This is a genomic window from Pantoea sp. X-Soil-TKNS-1280 (assembly GCF_059730475.1).
This window is the reverse complement of the sequence record NZ_AP035962.1, coordinates 3,765,325-3,782,099: the sequence shown is the minus strand read 5'-3', so window position 1 is coordinate 3,782,099 and position 16,775 is coordinate 3,765,325. Positions and strand designations below refer to the sequence as shown.

Here is a 16,775-nt window from a genome sequence, read left to right as displayed (position 1 = left end):
CCGATGTGGTTGCACAGGGAGGTGAGCCATCGTGACTGAGCATCGAATCTCTCTTCAGGACATTGCCGAGCTGGCGGGTGTCACCAAAATGACCGTCAGTCGCTACCTGCGTACGCCGGATAAGGTAGCCAGCTATACCGGCGAACGTATTGCGCGGGTCATCGAAGAACTGAACTATGTGCCTCAGCCTGTGGCCGGGGTGCAGTCGCCCGCGAAAAGCGACACGCTGGGCGTATTGATCCCTTCGTTTAAAAACCAGATCTTTGCCGATCTGCTGAGCGGCATTGAATATGCCACGCGCGCCGGTCACTACCAGACCCTGATTGCCCACTACAACTACGATGCACGCAGCGAAGAGGAGCAGGTGCTCAATCTGCTGGCGTGGAATATTGACGGCATCATCCTGTGTGAAAAACAGCATACGCTGCGAACGGTAAAGCACCTGCGGGCGGCAAAGATCCCCATCGTTGAAGTGATGGATACCCAGGGTCCGTGCCTCGATATGCAGGTGGGTTTTAACAACTTCAATGCGGGTTATGATATGACGCGCACGCTGCTGGAGCAGGGGCGACGCTGCATTGTTTATCTCGGTTCGCTGGATGATCGTCGGGATGAGTTTCGCTTCCAGGGATTCCGCAAAGCGATGCAGGAACGGGGACTGCGTGCGGCACGCATGAATCCGCGCACCCTTTCTTCCCAGCGGCTCGGGGCAACCATGCTGGAGCAGGCGTTACGGCTGCATCCGGAGCTGGACGCGGTCTTTTGTACCAATGACGATATTTCGCTGGGCGCGCTGCTCTGGTGCCAGCGCCAGGGGATCGCGGTGCCGGATGAGATTGCCATTACCGGCTTTCACGGCCTTGATATCAGCCGGGATATGTATCCCAGCCTCGCCAGTGTGATCACGCCGCGCTATGACATTGGCGTCCAGGCGGCGGAGTTGCTGCTGAAGAAAATTGCCGATCCGGCTTTCAATGCCGACAGCATCGATCTTAATTATCAGATCTTTATGGGCGAAACCATTCAGTCGCGACAGCGAATCCATGAGAAGCGGGATTGATAGCCGCTGGCAAAATGAGTGTTGTAGCGGTAACTGGAACCGGCTTCGGCCGTGCAATAGGTGCATAGCGGCACCACTTCAATCTGTTCTGCTGGAATGCCGCGTTGCTGTAATAATCCCCGTGCCAGATGCGGCAGATCAAACCAAATCCCCTGCTGCTGGGCGCGTGCCTGAGGTCGGATGGCCTGCGGATTTTCCGGCTGGATGGCCGACCAGTTCAGCGCGGGTAAACCGGGCTGCGCCTGCATTTGCGTCACTAAATCCTGCCCCAGTTCATAGCAGCACGGACCAATTGCCGGACCGATGGCGACATGCAGAGAAGCTGGCTGAGCACCCAACGCCAGCAGGCGGTCAATAGCGCTATTCAGCACGCCGGACAAGGTTCCTTTCAGCCCGGCATGTACCGCGGCAACCTGATGGTTATGGGTATCGGCGAACAGCACCGGCAGACAGTCGGCCGTGTAGACCGCGACCGGCCGGTTATCCTCACCAATCACCCCATCGGATTCGCAGCTTTTGGGCGGCAGGTTGTCACCCGCCATCACCACGTTGGCACTGTGGCGCTGGTGTCCATAGGCGGCGTCAAAGGGAGCCGGTACGCCCGCTGGCTGAAAAGCATATTCCAGCCAGCCCAGCGCATCGAGTAATGCTGAGCGTGGTGCCGGATGTTCAGGGTGAGCCATAAGTATCTCCTTTATCGAGCCGATCGCTTTCTGCTGCCAACAGCTTACGTTAACTGCTACATTTTGACAGCTTTACACAAACTGACCGTAATCACTTAAGGATGAAATGATGAAAAAAACCACCTGGCTGGCACCAATCGGCCTGATGGCGCTGGCGCTCACCGGCTGTGCGCAGCCTTCGAAACAGCAGGCACAGGCGCAGCTCGGCCAGCAGTCGGTACTGGCGGTAAACTGGTTCCAGCAATCGGGCGAGTATCAGGCGCTGAGCTGGCAGGCGTTCAACACCGCGCGTATGGCGTTTGATCAGGCACCTTCGCTGGCCGGTAAGCCCAAGGCGGTGATCGTCGATCTCGATGAAACCATGATCGATAACAGCGCCTACAGTGCGTGGCAGGCAAAAAATGGTCAGCCATTTAGCGGAAAAACCTGGTCAGCCTGGACGCAGGCGCGTCAGGCTCTGGCGGTGCCGGGGGCGGTGGAATTTGCCAACTACGTTAACAGCCACGGTGGCACTATGTTTTACGTTTCCAACCGCGATCAAAAGGATTACGCCGCGACGGTGGATAATCTGAAGAAGCTGGGTTTCACCGGGGTGAATGAGAAAACGGTACGGCTCAGCACCGGCAGCTCCAACAAACAGGCACGATTCGATGCGATCAAAGCCGAAGGCTATAACGTGGTGCTGTATGCCGGAGACAACCTGAATGACTTCGGGGGGGTGACATGGCATCAGAACAATGAGCAGCGTCGGGCGTTTGTCAGCGGCAATCATCAGCGCTTTGGTACGCAATTTATCGTGCTGCCCAATCCGCTGTACGGTGACTGGGAAAGCGGGATGGCGGAAAACTACAACAAGTTGACGCCGGAACAGCAGTTGCAGGTACGTGCAGCGCGTCTGAGAGCGTGGGACGGTAAATAATTCGTCAGGAAAAAAAGCGCCTGCTGTGTCGGGCGCTATTTAGCCCTTCCAGGTCCGGAAATATTTACTTTTCATCGCAACTATTATTCTTCTCATTATTTTCGTGATCTCTTACCGCAACCGGGCGCTATAAATAGCGTAATATTCGGTGTATTTAACAGGCAGGCAGTGAAATCATCCAATCATAAATTTTATAATTAAGAAGTTTCCTGGTATTAAATGGCCCGCATCGTTAAAAGAAAATTAACCGTAACATCACTACGTGTATTTTTTTGTCATTGCATTGATTATGCATTATTTAATTTTTAACTTAACCATATGATATTAATGCATATCATTCTCCGTAACATTTCCCCGTCACCTTGCAAAACCTTACTTTCCTTCGACATAAACTGAATCTAAATTTACATTTAGCCTTAAATTGAAGGAGCTGGAAATAACTATGGTGCATTACTACTCTTAAGCGTCTATAACCATTTTTTGTGAGGAAGCTCTGCTTTTTCCCCTGATCCCTGTCTTATTCACGGCGTAATTCGCCTGGATACGGTATTCCCGGACATTAAGAGAAGATAATTGTGACGACACTCAAACCCTTATTAGCGAAAAATCGCAGTTGGGCATTACAGCGCCGCCAGCGTAATCCGCACTATTTCGAAAAATATCTTCATCAGCAAAAACCACATTCACTCTGGATTGGCTGCTCTGATAGTCGTGTGCCGGCCGAGGTATTAACCGGCGCGCATCCGGGCGAACTGTTTGTACATCGCAACATCGCCAACATGGTGGTGCCTGATGACGACAATCTGATGAGTGTGTTGCAGTACGCGATTTTCTATCTCGGTGTTGAGCGTGTGGTGTTGTGCGGCCATTACGGCTGTGGCGGGGTACAGGCTGCGCTGGGTCTGCCAGAAAGCCCGCTGGCAAAGGAAGATTCGGCGCTGGCACGGCGTATTGCCGCCCTGCGCAGCGGTTTAGCGCAGGGGCTGGTGGAATATCGTGCGGCCAGCGCGCAGGAAGAAGAGGGCAGCAAGCTTAATCGTCTGGTGGAAGCCAATGTGATTACCCAGTTTTCGCAGTTAGTGGTAACCGAACCGGTACGGCTGGCATGGCAGGCCGGACAACAACTGGATGTGTTTGGCTGCGTGTATGATCTGCAGTCTGGCCATCTGAAAGAGTTAATTCAGCAATCTGCAGAGGAATCGATACCATGAATCTGAATACCCTGCGCCAGGATATTCCGGCTGGTCTGGTGGTTTTTCTGGTGGCGCTGCCACTTTGTCTCGGGATTGCCCAGGCCAGCGGTCTGCCACCGTTTGCCGGTCTGCTCACCGGTGTGATTGGCGGATTGCTGGTCACGGCGCTCAGTCCGTCGCGCTTTGCCGTGAGCGGACCGGCAGCGGGCCTGGTCACCATTGTGGTGGCTTCGATTGAGACGCTGGGCAGCTTCTCCGCCTTCCTCACCGCATTGATGCTCGCCGGTTTGTTGCAGTGTCTGTTTGGTGTGCTACGTGCCGGACGTTTTATTGCCCTGGTTCCGGGGAGTGTCATCAAGGGGATGCTGGCGGCGATTGGTATTTTGCTGATTATCCAGCAGATTCCGGTCGCGCTGGGTGCGGCGGGCGATGCGGAGCTGATATCACTGGTGAATGGCGAGTTTGTTTTCTCAACTTCGGCGATGCTGGTGGCCGGTGTCGGGCTGCTGATTTTGTGGTTCTGGACCACGCCATTTATCAAATCGATCAAAGCGCTAAGCTGGATCCCCGGCCCGCTGGTGGCAGTGCTGGTGGGGTGTCTGGCGACGGTGTCGGGGGGGGCGGGTTTGCCGCGTATCACCCTGCCAGCCTTTGACAGCATGGCGGCATTGGCAGCCGAACTGGAAACCCCGGACTGGCTGGCATGGCAAAACCCTGCGGTATGGGTGGTGGCGCTGACGCTGGCGCTGGTGGCGAGCCTGGAAACGTTACTCAGCCAGGAGGCGCTGAAAAAACTGCGTCCACAGCATCCGGCTCCCTCGCCAAACAAAGAGATGTTTGCCCAGGGAGTGGGTAACCTCACCGCCGGTTTGCTGGGGGCGATGCCGATCACCGCAGTGATTGTGCGCAGTTCGGTGAACGTCAGCGTGGGGGCGCAAAGTAAGGTCTCGATTCTGCTGCATGGCGTGTTGTTGCTGATTTGCGGGCTGTGGTTTAGCAATTTATTGAATGCCATTCCACTCGCCAGCCTCGCGGCTGTGTTGCTGTACACCGGATATAAGCTGGCAACGCCACGTCTGCTCGTCGAGCAAATGCGCATGGGGGCGCAGCAATATGTGCCCTTCCTTGCCACTATCGTCGGCATTATTGTGTTTGGGATGCTGGCCGGGATCGGCATCGGTATCGTTACCCAGATACTTTTCAGCCTGTATCAGAGCCACCGCAATGCGTTGCAGCTGACCCGTTATGACGACCACTACGTGCTGCGCTTCCAGCAGAATCTGACCTTTATGCATAACCCCAAATTGCAGGGTTTGCTGGCAGAGATCCCGGAAAACAGCGTGGTGATTGTGGACCACGATAACGCTGAGTATCTCGACCCGGATGTCAAAGCGGTGCTACAGGATTTTGGCGAAAATGCGGATAAACGCGGCATTCGCCTCAGTCAGTGGCCAGTCGCGGTAAAATAGCAATCCGTCTGCAACTGAAATTTGTGTTATTACTTAAAAATCGGATATCTCGGATATCCGATTTTTTTATTTACAGGGCATAATTGTCGCGCTTTTCTCCATCATTGCCTGGCCTCTCTCAGCACTCGCTACGACCCCCAGGCGCAGAGTTGAATGATGAACACGGGCTTAATTAACGAATCAGAATGTCCTTTTTTCAGGTTTAATGCCTGCTGATGCCCCCGGCATATGGCAGCGACTTTCCAGGTTACAGGGTTCGACGTATGCGCGTTAAGCTGTTTGCAGAGAATAATTTTAAAAAGAATGCTCTCTCGCTGTTCCTCATCACGCTGTTCTTCTGCTTTATTGGCAGCCATTTGCGTGTGCCGCAGGAACTGTCGCTGTTCTGGCCGGTCAACGCGCTGATTGCCGGGTTGATGGTGCGTAACCCTTTTCTGCATCGTATCTCCAGTTATGTCGTGTGTTTTGTGGCGATGGTCTTTAACGATACGGTGTTCTCTGGCTGGGCCATGCTCGCCGTGACCCTCAACGTGGCCAATATCCTGTTTATCCTGGTGGCGGTTAGCATGCTGATTAAGCATCTGTTGCCGCCATCAGCAAATAGCCGGGTGATTAACGCCATGCGTATTTTCCCCGCTTGCCTGCTGGCAGCGATGTCGTGCGCGACCTGGGGGGCATGGGTGCAGGAAGTCGGCTTCAGTGCGCGTTTTATCACCGCCTGGGGCGATTGGTTCAGTGAGCAATTTTCTACATCGCTGATGCTGCTGCCCGTTCTGCTGGCGCGCCCGCTGCGCTCGGTCGCCTGGCGTTCGTTATTACATGCCAGCAAGTTGCTGCCGCTGGTTGGTGTCGTATTGTCGCTGACTATCGGCGCGATGATTGGCGGGGCGGGTAGCCTGACTTTTCCGGTTCCGGCATTGATCTGGTGTGCGATTGTGTTGCCGATCCCCATCACCAGCCTGGTACTGTTGCTCACCGGGATCACCGAAATCATTCTGGTTTCTCACGGGGTGATGAATATTCAGGGCGATGATGCTTTGCTGCCGATCAGCCATCTCACCTCAGTACGCCTTGGCGTCGCGACCATCACCATCAGCCCGTTGCTGGTGGCCGTCAGCATGGACGCCATCCGTCAGCTGAATCAGCGGCTATCGTTGCGCGCCAATTTTGATTTCCTCACCCAGTTGCTGTCGCGTTCGGGTTTGTATGAAAATCTGCGCCAGGAGCCTTTCTCTCTGCACCGTGTCGCCGGGGTGGTGATGCTGGATGTTGACTACTTCAAGGCCATTAACGACAACTTTGGTCATGATGCCGGTGATGGCGTGCTGGAAGAAATTGCCCGGCGTATTCAGGATGTGGTGAATAATCGCGGGCTGGTTTGCCGCTTTGGTGGTGAAGAATTTGTCGTGGTGGTTTTTGACTATAGCTACATCCAGCTGTATCAACTGGCCGAAGCGATTCGCCAGTCGATGGTTAAAGATAAGTTCTGGTTGCAGGGCAATACCGTGACGGTAACCGGCAGCCTTGGGCTGGCACATGGCAGTGCGGTGAACGAGCGTGAGTGGCAGGGTGTGATTAATCGCCTGATTTCGGCGGCAGATAAGAATCTTTATCTGTCGAAGCGCAACGGCCGCAATCAAACTTCGCCAGCCGTTGAGCCTCGCCCGATGGTAAATGACGTTGCCTGATAGTTACACGCTACTTTTCAGGGCGCTGCTTTGCTGATGGCGTTCCAGCGCCAGCTCGATCAGACGGGTAATCAACGCGCTGTAATCCAGACCTGCGGCCTGCCATAGCTTGGGATACATGCTGATGTTAGTGAAGCCAGGCAACGTGTTGACTTCATTAACGATGATGTCTCCGCCTTCCGTGAGAAACACATCCACACGCGCCATACCACTGCACTCCAGCGCCTGAAATGCTTTCAGCGCCACGGCACGGATCGCTTCGCTATCTTCAGCATCGATCGCTGCAGGCACCACGACCTGAGCACCGTTCTCGCTGATGTATTTGGTGTCATACGAGTAAAACTCATCGTGCACCACCACTTCGCCACAGGGGCTGGCGATGGGGTCGTCATTGCCCAGCACGGCACATTCGATCTCGCGGCCTTTAATACCTTGCTCAATCAGGACCTTGCGGTCAAAGGTAAAGGCAAGGTCAAGTGCCGCCGCTAACTCCTCAATATGGCTGACTTTGCTGACACCAACCGAGGAACCCTGGTTCGCTGGTTTGATAAACAGCGGCAGACCAAAACGCTCCACCACTGCCTGCACATCAAGCTGGGCGCGTTGTGTCTGGGTGACGCTGACCCATGGGGCAACATTCAGCCCGGCATCACGCAGCAGACGTTTGGTGAAATCTTTATCCATACTGACGGCAGAACCCAGCACGCCGGAACCGACAAATGGCAGGTTCGCCATGCGCAGCAGACCCTGTAGCGAACCATCTTCGCCCAGCGTGCCATGCACAATCGGGAAAATGACATCAACCTGCGACAGGGGATGGGCGTTGTGACGGGTGATCAGCTGCTGCGATGCCTGACCTGGCACGAGCGCGACATTCTCACCGGAGCGGTTAAGCGCTATCAGTGCGGGATTCTCCGCGTTCAGCAGAAAGCCGGAAGCATCGTTCAGATGCCATTCACCCTGCTTATCGATACCCAGCAACACCACCTCAAATTTGCTTTTATCGATAGCCTCAAGAATGTTTTTTGCTGATTGTAATGACACTTCATGTTCGGCTGACTTTCCACCAAAAATGATTCCCACGCACTGTTTTGCCATTTTTTTTGTCCGATTGCGGTAAAGCGAATGGGTAAGATAACACGGGGTGGGGGGCGCAGGTATAGCGGGTAGCTGCGGGCTTTAGTAGGGAGAGGTTAAAAAAATCCCCTCGGACGAGGGGATGCCAAATAAGGCCAACACCAGGGAAATACTTGAATAAACTATACCTTGGTATAGTTGGTGGGGATGTGAGGTGGATCATAAATTTGAGAAAAGTGAGGTTTTTTTGCATTGAGGGGGTTAGGTGCTGACTGGCCCGGATTGCTGTGATTTGTTGCGCGATTGGTGCAAGGTGCTGGGAAAACACGCACGATAAATCGCGCTGCTACAAGTTGTGCCAAATCTTTCTGCCTTCTCCCCTTACAGGGCCTGATACCTTCTAAGTTTCCGCAATAAACTATTTTTTGTGTTTCATAGCAATATAGACATACGTAACGACCATAAACAGGATGAAAATTCCTATGCTCCTGATTGCGTATTTTTCCCAATATGTCACTGCGATCATAGAAAAAATAACCACCAGAAAAACTGGAATGGCCCCGGAAAAGTACCAGGTAAGATCTTTAAATATTCTCTTGAAGAGTCTGCTGATCATTGCATTAACCTGAATAGGCCCTGGGCCAGTTCTTTATCGGATTTATAAAAAGTACTGAAGTGATTATTTTTAGATAATACTGGCTCAACTAAAAAATACATCATTTCGAGATTCAGGCTGTAAAGGGGAAAATAGTATGCAGGTTAGTATTTTTTTAATTCTTCAGCTTTTCTTGCTGCTTCAGTTACAAAACTATACACGGTTAAACCCCATAAGGTGTAATTTGTTCCGTTTCTGAATTTATTACGTGCAAAGTGGGATGTCAGCGAGAATGAATTAGCGATGGCTTGCGTGACAGCAAAGGTGAGTGCACGATTCGTTAAAACACCATTTGCAGCATGTGACCCCATTTTTGATAGCTCGCGTGCAATATTTGCTATTTTTTCTTCTGTCTGATTCTTTAAGAATTTCTTCACATATTATTTGATAAGAAAAAATATGATATCTTTTATTTTTACGAGTTCAACCAGCCCTTTCACAAACCTGACATCCTCATTGCTGAGTTTGCTACACATCCTGATAGTTCTCAGTCAAACATGATGTGTACCAGGTTGCACGAGTAAAAGCATCAGTAAGCTGCTGGCCTTTTTCCAGTATTTCATCTTTGACACCTTTAAATGCTTGTTCAAGTCTGATTGCCAGCTCTTTGTCAGCCTCCATTCAGTTAATAATGTAGTAATTACTGTAAGCCATCCCTGTAACCTTACTAGTGAATATATTAATCAGAGTTTCGCACAATCATTGTGTGAAGGTGAGTTTTTGACACTACACGATGAAAATGTAGTAAAAAACATTTTTATGCCCTTTTTGAGAGCCGGATGGTGTTTAATTACATCTGCACAAAGGCGTGGATATTACCTTTAAGCCGGGGAATATTAAGGGTTCTGCGCCTCTCCTGGTCAGAATTTTGCAGGACCGCTTCTGGCACTGACTCAGCCCGCGAGAGCCTTTGTCGATTACAAGCAAAAACCCATCAACGGGTATGACTAACAAAGACAGGTGAGGCATTTTGGCGACACTGATAAAGGTTGGCAACAAAAAAGCCACCGAAAGAGGTGGCTTAACTGTATGAATTTGTTTGCTAAATTTGGTGGCCCCTGCTGGGTTTGAACCAGCGACCAAGCGATTATGAGTCCCTATTTGAAGTTAAATAAATCAATAAGTTACTGATTTTTAACTTTTCTTTGAATCGAATAGGGACAAAAAGCGTTGAATAGCGTTGCGCTCTGCTGCCACTTTGCTGCCATTTTGAATGCTAACGGAAACCGCTGGAATGATGCTTTTTGGATCGTAATGCCAGGCGTCTGGAGTTTCATATACTGTGCCATTGTCATCCATTACCTTAGCGTTCAACTTCTGAGATATTTGGAGCATTTTGCGGTAGAGGGAGGTTGGTGGCCATTTGGTGCTAATGTTACCTTGAAACCATTCAAGCCAGTCTTCTCCATCTGATCTTTCACCATTCCATATGGCGTGAAACTCTCCGCTTTCCGGCGATAAACTAAGTTCGGGATCGCTATTTATTATATCTAACCATTCATCAGCACTGATTTGGTAATCATCGTTTTCAGCCCAAAATTCTGCTCGTGTGATATGAAACTCTACGCCCATATTATTTCTCCCACCAAGTGAAAATTAATAGTCAAATCTACCACCTGAAAATTCTGCACAAGATTGCGATTTTAATATAAGGCTGAGGATTTATTATGCAACTTTTATTAAAGTTCTCTGCTCTGCGACAATTTTATTCTCAGGCTTACCGTGAAAAGTAGTCATGCCGACCATAGTCTTACAATCGTTCTGAATTATAAAAACGTACGAACCAGTGTCAAAATCCTTGCCTTTAGCGTCATCGAAGACCAGCGTCATTTGGTGAGCGCTGATTGAACCGAAGTAATTGAATTTTCTCTGTGATTCGTTTCCGTCACGGGTTTTTGTTCTAGTACTGGTTCCATTAATAATACGGCCGAGTTGTGTCAGTTCTAATGTTCCAGACTTTATATTTATACCGTTACGTTCTTCGTAAACATCCCATGTGCCAGATACTCGTACTCCATTGTATAACCATTTATCTTTTAAATTTGGCAGTGCGACCTTGACTACAAGGTAAATAATTCCTGTTGCGACAATGCTAGAAAGAACACCTAATAAAAATGATAACATTTCTTTTTCCATAATTAGATCGAATCGACTTGAATTAGAGGGTTAAGTAACATTGCTTCGGATAGATGATCAGGTGCAAAGTGTGCATACCGCATCGTCACCTTGATATCTGTGTGCCCCAATATTCTCTGAAGAACAAGAATATTGCCTCCGTTCATCATGAAATGAGACGCGAATGTGTGCCGTAAAACATGCGTTAGTTGCCCGGCAGATGTCTCAATACCGGCACGCTGCATGGCTTTTCTAAAGGCTGAATAACATGGTTTAAAGAGCAACTGTGCTTTCCTGCTCGATGGGAGTTCAGCCTGTAATTTTTCATTTATCGGCACCGCTCTGTTTTTCTTGCCTTTTGTTTTGACATAGATGATTTGCCCTGTGCGAATCTGATTCCCCTTCAAGCCTTCGGCTTCGCTCCAGCGCGCGCCGGTTGCCAAGCAAATTTTGACTATCTTCGTCAGGTCTTCAGAACGACTTTTATTACATTCAACCAGAAGTGTGCGGATCTCATCAATAGTGAGATACGACATTTCAGACTCACTGATTTTGAATTCCCGAACATTCTCTAAGGGATTTGGTGCATTCCATTCATCCAAACGGCGCAATTCATTGAACATTGCCCTGAAGTAAGCAAGTTCAAGATTTACGGTGCGAGGGGCTACCGCCTTCACTCTGCTTGAGCGGGTGATTTTCCCACTTAAGCGTTGTTCGCGGTAAGCGGCGAAAACTTTTGCGTTGAATTCGGTTGCAAGTGGATTTCCCATCGCGTTGCAGGCGAACTCCATCGTTGTTTGTCGTTTCTCTCCATCCGCTAAAGTGATGCCGTGCGTGTTGAACCAGAGTTCAACCAAATCAATTACCCGCCGTTTATCCGTTTTCTCACCCAGCCAGGGCTTATCTTGAGCCTGTTCCTTTACGTATTTCTCATATGACAGCGCTTCGCCTTTTGTCGCGAACTGGCGGCGGATTCGTTTTCCGTCACGCCCGTTGGGAAAAACCTGTGCCTGCCATTTGCCGGAGGGTAATTTACTAACAGCCATTTCTTTCCTTAAAAATATTCAGTGCGAGCGACGACCTTCCCCAGCACTTTGATCTCTTCTGCTTTGCACTCGAACGATGCTTTGCCGTTCTCGACGCGGATACGTCCACCGGGAAAGCGATAAAGCTCTTTCACACTGACAAGCCCATCAATCTCAATCAGCCATAAACCATCTGTAATTTCGGCCTCAGTTTCATCAACCAAGAAAGTCTGTTTCTCAAATCGGATCAGTATTGGCGTGTTAACTTCACCAGGCAGGAGCTGTGCATCATACTCAACCCAATCTGATGTTGAAAACTTCCCATTTGTGATGTTTTTGAGTTCTATTTTAGTTGGTGGATTATCCTGATTTGTGATGTTGGAATCCCCACGCCCATAGGTTAACCATTCCAGAGATGTGCCTGTCTCCATCGCACAAATCAGAACCCAATCGGCAGGAAAATTCCCACGCATTATGCGGTTAGCCATTGTGCTTTGTGATACGTCTAAGTGACGACATAGGGCCTGACGTGATGAAAAACCATATGCTTGAACGATACGTTCAATGGGGTCTTTACCACCCACTGGTAAAGCTGGAGCTTTACGACTCGTAAAATCTTTCGTTGACCTTTCCAATTTGTGATCCTAATATTCACTCGTCGTATCAAGACGTGTTTAATAGTGATTAATAGAGTTGGCTAGAACTCAACAGAGGATACTGCATCATGACCCGTAAACTTTCAATGCGCCCATCAATCAATCTTGTGATTTCTGAACCCTACATCACCGTGGAAGAGTTCTGCCGCCGTACTGGTTACAAGGAAGGGACTGTCCGCCAGATGTACCGCGAAAACCGCCTGCCAATCAGGAAGAAAGAAGGGGTTAACGAACTTATCCAAATCAACATGGTTGCTCTGATTATTGAGGCCGCATCTGGCTGCGAAATCGCAATGCAAGCCTGATGTATCCATATTGGGATAACGAAAGGGAATAATCATGTTTGATTTCCGTGTTTCCACACATAGCCATTTTGATGAGGCGTGCCGGGCTTTTTCCGCAAAGCACAACATCATCCAGTTGGCTAAAAAGGCGGGACTTAATCCCCAAACGATTAGCAATAAGCTAAACCCCGATCAGGTGCACCAGCTTACTGTTCGCGAAATGCTGATTCTTACTGACCTCACTGAAGATTCAACGCTGGTCGATGGCGCGCTGGCACAACTGCAATGCCTGCCATGTGTTCCGGTGAATGAAATGGCGCAGGAAAATCTGCCCGCTTATGTGCTCAAGGCAACCGCAGAAGTCGGACAGCTTGCCGCCGGTGTTGTCAGTCAGGAGAAACTAACGCCTGCAAGTCGTCGCAGCTTGGTCCAGAACGTCCATGCCGGGATTCGCTGCCTTACGTTAGCGGCTCTCGCAGTCCAGGCTCGTGTTCAATCAAACCCAGCATTGGCGGGTACGGCTGATGTGCTTAGTGGTCTTGGTGCATCTATCGGCATGGGGTGATCATGGCCTTTTCCATAGCACCACTTCTCAAGCGGCAAAGCCCGTCACATGCATACAGTCACGGTTGGATCGCGGGTGAGCAGGGCAGGCGCTGGCATCCGGCGCAATCACAGGTCGAATTGCTGGCAGGTTTAAGCGGAAACAGGAAGCAAAAATCATGGGTTACAAAGCTGAAAACATCACTGTTCAGATGAATGCCGGTCAGCGTGCTAGTGCGCTGAATCATATATCAGCGCTGCGCACCATGATGTATGGCGATTGCGGCAATGAGTTAAAGCGTTTTATTAGCGATATGCGTAATAAACGCGATCAACAGTTTGAACAAAATAACCGTGCCCTGGGTGCATTATTCTTCCTGGCGAATATCAGCAAAGAGCGTCACAGCGTTGAATATAGTGAGCTGACGAGTGACGAGATAGCAGCGCTGATTGGAGCAATGAATCACTTTCGTGCAGTCGTGAGCTTATTTCCCAAAAAGCTGACACTTCCAAATTAATTAACCCAAAGAAAATGAATGGCGTAAACCCGCCGGGCATTCTTTTGCCCAAATTCTGGAGAATGAATTATGCGAAACATCGAAACCCGAAAATTTAAAGCTGATGAGGACGCGCTCAACGTTCTACTTAGTAAAGCAAAGAGTGAGCAGCGTAGTGATGATGCGCTGGCTGTTTCTGTTCGTCTTGCTGCTCTTGCAATCCATGCACGCCAAAAAGAGCTAACGGCGACTGAAATTATTGAGCTGCTGGATAAAGAGTCCACGCGTTTTGAAAACCAGTCTCAGGAGTTGCATTAATGGCTGACTCAATGGATTTAGTGCAGCAGCGCGTACAGGAGGAGCTGGCGCGCAATCTGGCAAACGCGACATTACGCCCAGCAGGGGCGAGCGAATTTTTCTGCCTGTCATGCGGTGAAGAGATCCCCGAGGCACGCCGTCGTACGCTGCCGGGCGTCTCAGTTTGTGTCACCTGCAAAGAAATCAGCGAGCTGAAAGGTGCACATTGTAAGAGGCCTGCACCATGAGAGTGTCTATCAACAGTAGTTACTCTGTGCGAGCACTGGAATCAAACGAGCCAGGTAAGCCGCAGAAGCTGGTTCTGGAAAAGTCCGGTTGGCAGGTGATTGACGATGTGCGCCAGTCGGTGCCAGCCACTATGGCCGTTTATGACAGCCGCATCCTGCTGATTCGCGATCTGGTTTCAGACGTAATCGGTCAATTGGTCTTCAAAGGCCAGATGAACAATGTTGCGAGTTTTGTAGCAGAAACCCGCCGCATTGCTGAAATGGCCGAGCTTGCACTGCTGGAACTGGCAAAATCTCAGGCTAAGAATGGCTGAGTCTCTTTCCGGCTTACTTACTGGTGAATACCACGCCGTTAACCAGCAACGGCGTGATTTTTTTGGTATGTCTGCCCCGGCGGATATGTCCCTTTCCGAGCGCCGTCTCTGGAACGTCAATCCTGATGATCACAGTTGGCGCAGTCAGTATCTGCATGATATGCCAGACTATCTGGCCGGATACTTTGCTGATCGTTATACCCGCATCCTCTCAGGTAACAATGGCCGACGCCGTGCCAATGCGTTTCTACGCCAGACTATCGGCCAGAGCGTATTGCCACGCCTTCAGCTTGTCCGCAGCCGTTATTGTCTTGATGACGCTGCACAGCATGAATTCCCCTTTATTAAGCAGCTTGATCGCCTGCCTACGCTGGACCGTCAAGATGTGCGTGATCTTGCCTATAAAGTAGTTTCGTTCCTGTCGCTAAGTCTGGCGGAGTTTGTCGATAAGGTTTCTATGCCAAAGGAAACTGATGAACAGGCCGTCACCTGCATTGCGTATCGATACGTGGCAGAGTTGGCCGCGCTGACGGGAACGCAGCCGCCATACTGGGCCGAATTTAAAGCCTGCAAAGGTGAATTGCCTTTGCGCAAAGCGCAATCCGGTTTGCTACGCATGATGGCACCGGAATGGTGGCGTGGGCGTCTGAAGCAGATGCGCGATCTGCAGCGGGAACATATGGCGATTGCGGTTGGTCAGGTGCAGAAATCTGCTTCGCCTTATGTATCGCGCGGCACCCTGGCGGAATGGGTTGAACAGAAAAAGCGTAACCGTGATTTTTTCAAACGCTTTGACCTGGTGAACGAAGAAACCGGCGACCGCATTGCGCTTGATGAAATGGTCAACCGTAGCACCGCGAATCCGGCCATGCGTCGCCGTGAACTGATGACCAGAATGCGTGGTTTTGAGGACATCGCCAACGAAACTGGCTGTGTGGGGGAGTTCTACACATTAACCGCTCCGTCGCGTTATCACTCGGTTTATAGCCAGGGCGGCTTTATCTCTAAATGGAATGGCTCAAGCCCACGCGACACGCAGCGTTACCTGTGCCGCGTCTGGTCACGTATTCGGGCTGCGATAGCGCGCGAGGACATTCACGTCTTTGGTTTCCGTGTCGTAGAACCTCACCACGATGGTACGCCACACTGGCACATGCTGCTTTTCATGCTGCCGGAACACCGCGAACGCGTGCAGCAGATCATGCGTAAATATGCCTGTAAGGAAGACAGTAACGAACTTACCACGCCGCAGGCGCTTAAAGCCCGCTTCCATGCCGAACCTATCGATCCCACGAAGGGCAGCGCAACAGGCTATATCGCCAAATACATTTCCAAGAACATCGACGGCTATGCAATGGAGGGTGAAAAAGACGACGAAACCGGCGCGGATATGCGTGAAATGGCAAAGGCTGTTTGCGCATGGGCATCACGCTGGCGTATCCGACAGTTTCAGCAGATTGGCGGTGCGCCGGTCACGGTATGGCGCGAACTGCGCCGCCTGGGCGATATCCGGTTGCCTAACGCAAAGATGGATGCGGTTCTGGCTTCGGCGTCGGTTGCGAGCTGCTGGGCGTCTTACACGATGGCGCAGGGCGGCCCGCTGGTTGCGCGCGAGGATTTAGTGATCCGCCTTTGTTATGAAATCACCGAAATGGGCAACGACTACGCCGAAGACGTGCAGCGCGTGCAGGGGATTTACTCGCCTCATATTCATGACTCTGAAGTGTTCACCCGTCTGGTTAAGTGGGAAAAGGTTGCCAAATTGGCCGACGCGTCAGCAGAGGCTGGTCCTTCTGGCGGCATCGCCGCCCCTTGGAGTTCTGTCAATAACTGTACGGGGCCGCAGCGCCGACGGTTAGAGATGGAACTAAAAGCGCGAGGTTTTGCGGGAGATGAAGAGGAAATCAGTCTCCTCTTCAGAGGTTGCAGCCTCAATGCAGGCGCGCGGATGCGGCTTTTTTACCGGGGAGGTAGGTTGCAGGAACAAAAGATAACCATCTGATTAATCCCGAGGATTTATCACGGAGGGTAAAAAAACATTTCACATTTCGA

20 protein-coding genes are annotated in these 16,775 nt (G+C 50.7%); 13 read left to right on the top strand and 7 right to left on the bottom strand.

The window, feature by feature from the left end; genetic code table 11:
* Nucleotides 1-31: 31 nt before the first annotated feature.
* On the top strand, nucleotides 32-1,060 hold the full coding sequence (gene idnR, locus AC6I8X_RS17525) for a DNA-binding transcriptional regulator IdnR (RefSeq protein ID WP_497840223.1): 1,029 nt from the start codon (nucleotides 32-34) through the stop codon (nucleotides 1,058-1,060).
* On the opposite strand, the gene AC6I8X_RS17520 is transcribed toward idnR, so the two are convergent.
* On the bottom strand, nucleotides 1,024-1,743 hold the full coding sequence (locus tag AC6I8X_RS17520) for a purine nucleoside phosphorylase YfiH/LACC1 family protein (RefSeq protein ID WP_313683225.1): 720 nt from the start codon (nucleotides 1,741-1,743) through the stop codon (nucleotides 1,024-1,026). The genes idnR and AC6I8X_RS17520 overlap by 37 nt on opposite strands.
* 109 nt (nucleotides 1,744-1,852) lie before the next feature.
* Between AC6I8X_RS17520 and AC6I8X_RS17515 the strand changes: the two genes are divergently transcribed.
* The 4 genes from AC6I8X_RS17515 to AC6I8X_RS17500 all read left to right on the top strand — a co-directional run bounded on the left by AC6I8X_RS17515 (nucleotide 1,853) and on the right by AC6I8X_RS17500 (nucleotide 7,012).
* Nucleotides 1,853-2,662, top strand: coding sequence for a 5'-nucleotidase, lipoprotein e(P4) family (locus tag AC6I8X_RS17515; protein WP_313683236.1), 810 nt, complete (start codon nucleotides 1,853-1,855; stop codon nucleotides 2,660-2,662).
* A gap of 569 nt (nucleotides 2,663-3,231) precedes the next feature.
* Complete coding sequence (locus AC6I8X_RS17510; protein ID WP_313683237.1) at nucleotides 3,232-3,873, top strand: carbonic anhydrase; 642 nt, start codon at nucleotides 3,232-3,234, stop codon at nucleotides 3,871-3,873.
* A 2-nt stretch (nucleotides 3,874-3,875) separates the two neighbouring features.
* The gene (locus AC6I8X_RS17505; protein ID WP_497841051.1) at nucleotides 3,876-5,324 is read left to right on the top strand and encodes a SulP family inorganic anion transporter; all 1,449 of its coding nucleotides are present in this window, start codon (nucleotides 3,876-3,878) and stop codon (nucleotides 5,322-5,324) included.
* Nucleotides 5,325-5,587: 263 nt separating this feature from the next.
* On the top strand, nucleotides 5,588-7,012 hold the full coding sequence (locus tag AC6I8X_RS17500) for a GGDEF domain-containing protein (protein ID WP_313683226.1): 1,425 nt from the start codon (nucleotides 5,588-5,590) through the stop codon (nucleotides 7,010-7,012).
* Between the two features lie 3 nt (nucleotides 7,013-7,015).
* Here AC6I8X_RS17500 and ddlA read toward each other — a convergent pair whose 3' ends face one another.
* The 6 genes from ddlA to AC6I8X_RS17470 form a co-directional block, all read right to left on the bottom strand.
* Nucleotides 7,016-8,110, bottom strand: coding sequence for a D-alanine--D-alanine ligase (ddlA, locus tag AC6I8X_RS17495; protein ID WP_497840222.1), 1,095 nt, complete (start codon nucleotides 8,108-8,110; stop codon nucleotides 7,016-7,018).
* 738 nt (nucleotides 8,111-8,848) lie between these two features.
* On the bottom strand, nucleotides 8,849-9,121 hold the full coding sequence (locus AC6I8X_RS17490) for a hypothetical protein (RefSeq protein WP_497840221.1): 273 nt from the start codon (nucleotides 9,119-9,121) through the stop codon (nucleotides 8,849-8,851).
* 757 nt (nucleotides 9,122-9,878) lie between these two features.
* Entirely contained in the window at nucleotides 9,879-10,316 is a 438-nt protein-coding gene (locus tag AC6I8X_RS17485) for a hypothetical protein (RefSeq protein ID WP_497840220.1), read from the bottom strand.
* Nucleotides 10,317-10,409: 93 nt separating this feature from the next.
* Nucleotides 10,410-10,868 carry a hypothetical protein gene (locus AC6I8X_RS17480; protein WP_497840219.1) on the bottom strand — a complete coding sequence of 153 codons (459 nt, stop codon included), beginning with the start codon at nucleotides 10,866-10,868 and terminating at the stop codon, nucleotides 10,410-10,412.
* Between the two features lie 14 nt (nucleotides 10,869-10,882).
* Nucleotides 10,883-11,905 carry a phage integrase gene (locus AC6I8X_RS17475; protein WP_497840218.1) on the bottom strand — a complete coding sequence of 341 codons (1,023 nt, stop codon included), beginning with the start codon at nucleotides 11,903-11,905 and terminating at the stop codon, nucleotides 10,883-10,885.
* A gap of 8 nt (nucleotides 11,906-11,913) precedes the next feature.
* Nucleotides 11,914-12,519, bottom strand: a complete 606-nt coding sequence (locus AC6I8X_RS17470) for a phage repressor protein CI (protein WP_497840217.1) — start codon at nucleotides 12,517-12,519, stop codon at nucleotides 11,914-11,916.
* Nucleotides 12,520-12,608: 89 nt separating this feature from the next.
* Here AC6I8X_RS17470 and AC6I8X_RS17465 point away from each other — a divergent pair, with 89 nt between their 5' ends.
* The 8 genes from AC6I8X_RS17465 (at nucleotide 12,609) to AC6I8X_RS17430 (ending at nucleotide 16,725) form a co-directional block, all read left to right on the top strand.
* Nucleotides 12,609-12,845: a regulator gene (locus AC6I8X_RS17465; protein WP_497840216.1), complete on the top strand. Its 237-nt coding sequence runs from the start codon at nucleotides 12,609-12,611 to the stop codon at nucleotides 12,843-12,845.
* A gap of 34 nt (nucleotides 12,846-12,879) precedes the next feature.
* Nucleotides 12,880-13,389: a phage regulatory CII family protein gene (locus AC6I8X_RS17460; RefSeq protein ID WP_497840215.1), complete on the top strand. Its 510-nt coding sequence runs from the start codon at nucleotides 12,880-12,882 to the stop codon at nucleotides 13,387-13,389.
* 2 nt (nucleotides 13,390-13,391) lie between these two features.
* A complete protein-coding gene (locus AC6I8X_RS17455) occupies nucleotides 13,392-13,583 on the top strand; it encodes a phage filamentation protein Fil family protein (RefSeq protein ID WP_497840214.1) in 192 nt (63 codons plus the stop codon).
* Entirely contained in the window at nucleotides 13,547-13,885 is a 339-nt protein-coding gene (locus AC6I8X_RS17450) for a DUF5347 family protein (RefSeq protein WP_497840213.1), read from the top strand. The genes AC6I8X_RS17455 and AC6I8X_RS17450 overlap by 37 nt, the downstream gene beginning before the upstream one ends.
* A 69-nt stretch (nucleotides 13,886-13,954) precedes the next feature.
* Nucleotides 13,955-14,182, top strand: a complete 228-nt coding sequence (locus AC6I8X_RS17445; protein WP_497829590.1) for a DUF2732 family protein — start codon at nucleotides 13,955-13,957, stop codon at nucleotides 14,180-14,182.
* Nucleotides 14,182-14,409, top strand: a complete 228-nt coding sequence (locus AC6I8X_RS17440; RefSeq protein ID WP_497840212.1) for a TraR/DksA family transcriptional regulator — start codon at nucleotides 14,182-14,184, stop codon at nucleotides 14,407-14,409. Before AC6I8X_RS17445 ends, AC6I8X_RS17440 begins: the two co-directional genes overlap by 1 nt.
* The gene (locus tag AC6I8X_RS17435; protein ID WP_497840211.1) at nucleotides 14,406-14,723 is read left to right on the top strand and encodes a DUF5405 family protein; all 318 of its coding nucleotides are present in this window, start codon (nucleotides 14,406-14,408) and stop codon (nucleotides 14,721-14,723) included. The genes AC6I8X_RS17440 and AC6I8X_RS17435 overlap by 4 nt, the downstream gene beginning before the upstream one ends.
* Complete coding sequence (locus tag AC6I8X_RS17430) at nucleotides 14,716-16,725, top strand: replication endonuclease (protein WP_497840210.1); 2,010 nt, start codon at nucleotides 14,716-14,718, stop codon at nucleotides 16,723-16,725. Before AC6I8X_RS17435 ends, AC6I8X_RS17430 begins: the two co-directional genes overlap by 8 nt.
* Nucleotides 16,726-16,775: the final 50 nt, after the last annotated feature.

Coding starts and splice junctions, on each gene's coding strand:
- AC6I8X_RS17520 (WP_313683225.1), bottom strand. CDS start 1,743: ATGGCTCACCCTGAACATCCGGCACCACGCTCAGCATTACTCGATGCG.
- AC6I8X_RS17515 (WP_313683236.1), top strand. CDS start 1,853: ATGAAAAAAACCACCTGGCTGGCACCAATCGGCCTGATGGCGCTGGCG.
- AC6I8X_RS17500 (WP_313683226.1), top strand. CDS start 5,588: ATGCGCGTTAAGCTGTTTGCAGAGAATAATTTTAAAAAGAATGCTCTC.
- ddlA (WP_497840222.1), bottom strand. CDS start 8,110: ATGGCAAAACAGTGCGTGGGAATCATTTTTGGTGGAAAGTCAGCCGAA.
- AC6I8X_RS17485 (WP_497840220.1), bottom strand. CDS start 10,316: ATGGGCGTAGAGTTTCATATCACACGAGCAGAATTTTGGGCTGAAAAC.
- AC6I8X_RS17480 (WP_497840219.1), bottom strand. CDS start 10,868: ATGTTATCATTTTTATTAGGTGTTCTTTCTAGCATTGTCGCAACAGGA.
- AC6I8X_RS17475 (WP_497840218.1), bottom strand. CDS start 11,905: ATGGCTGTTAGTAAATTACCCTCCGGCAAATGGCAGGCACAGGTTTTT.
- AC6I8X_RS17465 (WP_497840216.1), top strand. CDS start 12,609: ATGACCCGTAAACTTTCAATGCGCCCATCAATCAATCTTGTGATTTCT.
- AC6I8X_RS17460 (WP_497840215.1), top strand. CDS start 12,880: ATGTTTGATTTCCGTGTTTCCACACATAGCCATTTTGATGAGGCGTGC.
- AC6I8X_RS17455 (WP_497840214.1), top strand. CDS start 13,392: ATGGCCTTTTCCATAGCACCACTTCTCAAGCGGCAAAGCCCGTCACAT.
- AC6I8X_RS17450 (WP_497840213.1), top strand. CDS start 13,547: ATGGGTTACAAAGCTGAAAACATCACTGTTCAGATGAATGCCGGTCAG.
- AC6I8X_RS17445 (WP_497829590.1), top strand. CDS start 13,955: ATGCGAAACATCGAAACCCGAAAATTTAAAGCTGATGAGGACGCGCTC.
- AC6I8X_RS17440 (WP_497840212.1), top strand. CDS start 14,182: ATGGCTGACTCAATGGATTTAGTGCAGCAGCGCGTACAGGAGGAGCTG.
- AC6I8X_RS17435 (WP_497840211.1), top strand. CDS start 14,406: ATGAGAGTGTCTATCAACAGTAGTTACTCTGTGCGAGCACTGGAATCA.
- AC6I8X_RS17430 (WP_497840210.1), top strand. CDS start 14,716: ATGGCTGAGTCTCTTTCCGGCTTACTTACTGGTGAATACCACGCCGTT.